The 2,647-nt window shown below is 73.9% G+C and carries 3 protein-coding genes; 1 reads left to right on the top strand and 2 read right to left on the bottom strand.

The genetic code is table 11. The features are described 5' to 3' along the window. The first annotated feature begins 205 nt into the window (after positions 1-205). The gene (locus E1283_RS34945; protein WP_132822187.1) at positions 206-889 is read left to right on the top strand and encodes a pyridoxamine 5'-phosphate oxidase family protein; all 684 of its coding nucleotides are present in this window, start codon (positions 206-208) and stop codon (positions 887-889) included. Positions 890-929: 40 nt separating this feature from the next. Here E1283_RS34945 and E1283_RS34940 read toward each other — a convergent pair whose 3' ends face one another. Together E1283_RS34940 and E1283_RS34935 are read right to left on the bottom strand one after the other, a co-directional pair. Beyond that, positions 930-1,436, bottom strand: a complete 507-nt coding sequence (locus tag E1283_RS34940) for an NUDIX domain-containing protein (RefSeq protein WP_132822186.1) — start codon at positions 1,434-1,436, stop codon at positions 930-932. Positions 1,437-1,441: 5 nt separating this feature from the next. Further along, positions 1,442-2,572 (bottom strand): cystathionine gamma-lyase, encoded by a 1,131-nt coding sequence (locus E1283_RS34935; RefSeq protein ID WP_132822185.1) that lies wholly within the window; start codon positions 2,570-2,572, stop codon positions 1,442-1,444. Between the last annotated feature and the right edge of the window lie 75 nt (positions 2,573-2,647).

The following is a 2,647-nucleotide window of genomic DNA, read 5'->3' as shown; positions in this document are numbered from 1 at the left end:
ACGTAGTGCCGCGGCGGCAGGATCCGCAGGGCCGTCATGTCCTCGCGGAACAGGGTGGTCTCGCGCTCGGCGAGCGCCGCGTTGCCCACCAGGTTCGCCACCAGGTGGCGCAGCAGCACCGGACGCGCTGCAACGCAGTCTCGGCAGCGAGGAACGGGCCGACCGGTTCTACGACGACCAGGTCCTCGACCATCTCAACGACCAGATGCGGGAGTTCGTCGGCCGCCAGGAGATGTTCTTCCTGGCCACGTCGGACCGCCACGGCGAGTGCGACAACAGCTTCCGCGCCGGCCCGCCCGGCTTCCTGCGGGTGCTCGACCCCAAGTCCCTGGTCTACCCCGAGTACCGGGGGAACGGGGTGCACGCCTCGCTCGGCAACATCTCCGAGAACCCCCACGCCGGGCTGCTGCTCCTCGACTTCGAGCGGGCCCGCATCGGCCTGCACATCAACGGCCGCGCCCGGATCGTCCCGGACGCCGAGCTGCGCGCCCGCCACCCCGGGCTGCCGACCGACACCGCCCCCGGCCGGCGCACCGAGCTGTGGGTGCGGATCGACGTCGAGGAGGCGTACATCCACTGCGCCAAGCACATCCCCCGGCTGGTCAAACCGCCCAAGGACGCCGAGCGCGCCTGGGGCACCGACGACTACAAGCGGAAGGGCGGCGACTTCTTCGGCGCCGCCCGGGACGCCCAGGTGCGCCGCGCCCACGAGCTCAGCGGCCGTACGACACCGCCGGCACTGCCGTCCGGGCAGCTCGCCCTGCCCTCGGCACCGACGCCGCCCCCACCGGACGCGGAGGCCTGGCGCGAGGAGGCCAGGCGGGCCCTGGAGCGCGCCGAGCAGGCGGGCGGCTTCGTCGGCGGCAACTGGTTCGGCAACCAGGGCTGACCGGCCGCGCGCCACACCGCCTGGGCGTGGGCGTGCCCGCTCAGACGAGATCGGGGGCGAGCAGCGCGTGGACGCCCTCGATGTTCCCGACCAGGAACACCCTGAGCGACGCCGGCACCAGGTTCACCGAGGCCAGGCCCTCCGGCGTGAAGGGCAGCCGCACGATCTCGTACGTGCCGCGCGGCTCCTCGACTTCGGGGCCGTGCCGCAGCGCCGGATCGATGGCGGCCAGCCGGCAGGCGAAGAAGTGCTGCACCTTGAGCCCCGGCGGGGTGTCCTCGCCGGGCTCCGGCACGTGCCGGACGGTGTCGACGAAGGCCGGGACCACGTCGACGACCTTGGCGCCCAGCTCCTCCAACACCTCGCGGTGCAGGGCCGAGACGACCGTCGCGTCCTCGGGCTCCACGCCGCCCCCCGGCGTGATCCAGTAGGGCTCGTGCCCGGATCTGACGCGCTTGATCACGACCAGCGAGGGGCCGGCGGCCGTCGACTCGTCGAGCAGGATGGCGCGGGCGGTGCGTTTGACCACGGGTCGTGCTGGGGTCATGAGAGTCATGTGGCCCGCGAGCCGGCGGACGAAACGTCCAACGCCCGGTTCAGATCGGCGATCAGGTCGGCCGCGTCCTCGACGCCGACGGACAGCCGCACGAACCCCTCGGGCACGTCGTCCCCACCCCACCTGCCGCGCCGCTCCGCCGTCGACCTGACCCCGCCGAAGCTGGTGGCGTCGGAGACCAGGCGCAGCGCGCCGAGGAACCGGTCGGCGAACTCCCGGTCGGGCAGCGTGAAGGAGACCACACAGCCGAAGTGGCGCATCTGCCGGGCCGCGACGGCGTGCCCCGGATCGTCCGGCAACCCCGGGTACCGCACCCCGCTCACCTCGGGCCGCTCGCGCAGCGCGCGGGCGACGGCCAGCGCGTTGGCGTCCTGCCGCTCGACCCGCAGCTGGAGCGTGGCGATCCCCCGGTGCGCCAGCCACGCCTCCATCGGCCCGAGGATCGCCCCGCTCTCGGTACGCCAGGCGCGCACCGCGTCGAGCAGTTCCGGATCGCGGGCGGCGACATAGCCGAGCAGCACGTCGCCGTGCCCGTTCAGCGCCTTCGTGCCGCTGGCGATCGACAGGTCGGCGCCGAGCGCGAGCGGCCGCTGCCCGAGCGGGGTGGCCAGCGTGTTGTCCACGACGAGCAGCGCGCCGTGCGCGTGCGCGGCCTCGGCGAGGCGCCGGATGTCACAGACGTCGAGCCCCGGATTGGACGGCGTCTCCACCCACACGACACGGGTGTCGTCGTCGATCACCGCCACCTGCGCGTCGTTCCCGGTGGGGGCGGTCCGCACCGTGATCCCGAACCCCTGGAGCCGCTCGCGGACCCGCGGCAGCAGCTGGTAGCCGTCCGACGGCAGCACGGCCGCGTCGCCCGGCCGCAGCAGGCCGAACAGCACGGCGGTCGTGGCCGCCATCCCCGACGGGAACACCACCGCCCCCACGGCCTCCTCCAGCTCGGCGATCCCCGCCTCGAGCGCCGTCCAACTGGGATTGCCCTGCCGGCCGTAGGCGTAGGTCGCGACGGCCGGGTCCCCCGGCAGATGAAAATGCGACGCGAACGTGGGCCCCGGCAGGGGCGCGGCATAAGGCTCGCCCTCCGGCACGCCGGCGCGCACGGCGCGAGTTCCGTCACCGGTCATGGTTGACCACCTCCGTGGACGACTGTAGATCCGCCGGGCCCTTCCCGGGCGGGGTGGGGCGGCTGTTCCCCACCC

Origin of the sequence: Streptomyces hainanensis, assembly GCF_004348415.1 — a bacterium.
Lineage (GTDB): Bacteria > Actinomycetota > Actinomycetes > Streptomycetales > Streptomycetaceae > Streptomyces > Streptomyces hainanensis.
This window is presented reverse-complemented; position numbering and strand designations above follow the sequence as displayed.

What these genes read in the sequence shown, in the direction of transcription:
- E1283_RS34935 (WP_132822185.1), bottom strand. Translation starts at nt 2,572, where the DNA reads ATGACCGGTGACGGAACTCGCGCCGTGCGCGCCGGCGTGCCGGAGGGC.
- E1283_RS34945 (WP_132822187.1), top strand. Translation starts at nt 206, where the DNA reads ATGCGGGAGTTCGTCGGCCGCCAGGAGATGTTCTTCCTGGCCACGTCG.
- E1283_RS34940 (WP_132822186.1), bottom strand. Translation starts at nt 1,436, where the DNA reads ATGACCCCAGCACGACCCGTGGTCAAACGCACCGCCCGCGCCATCCTG.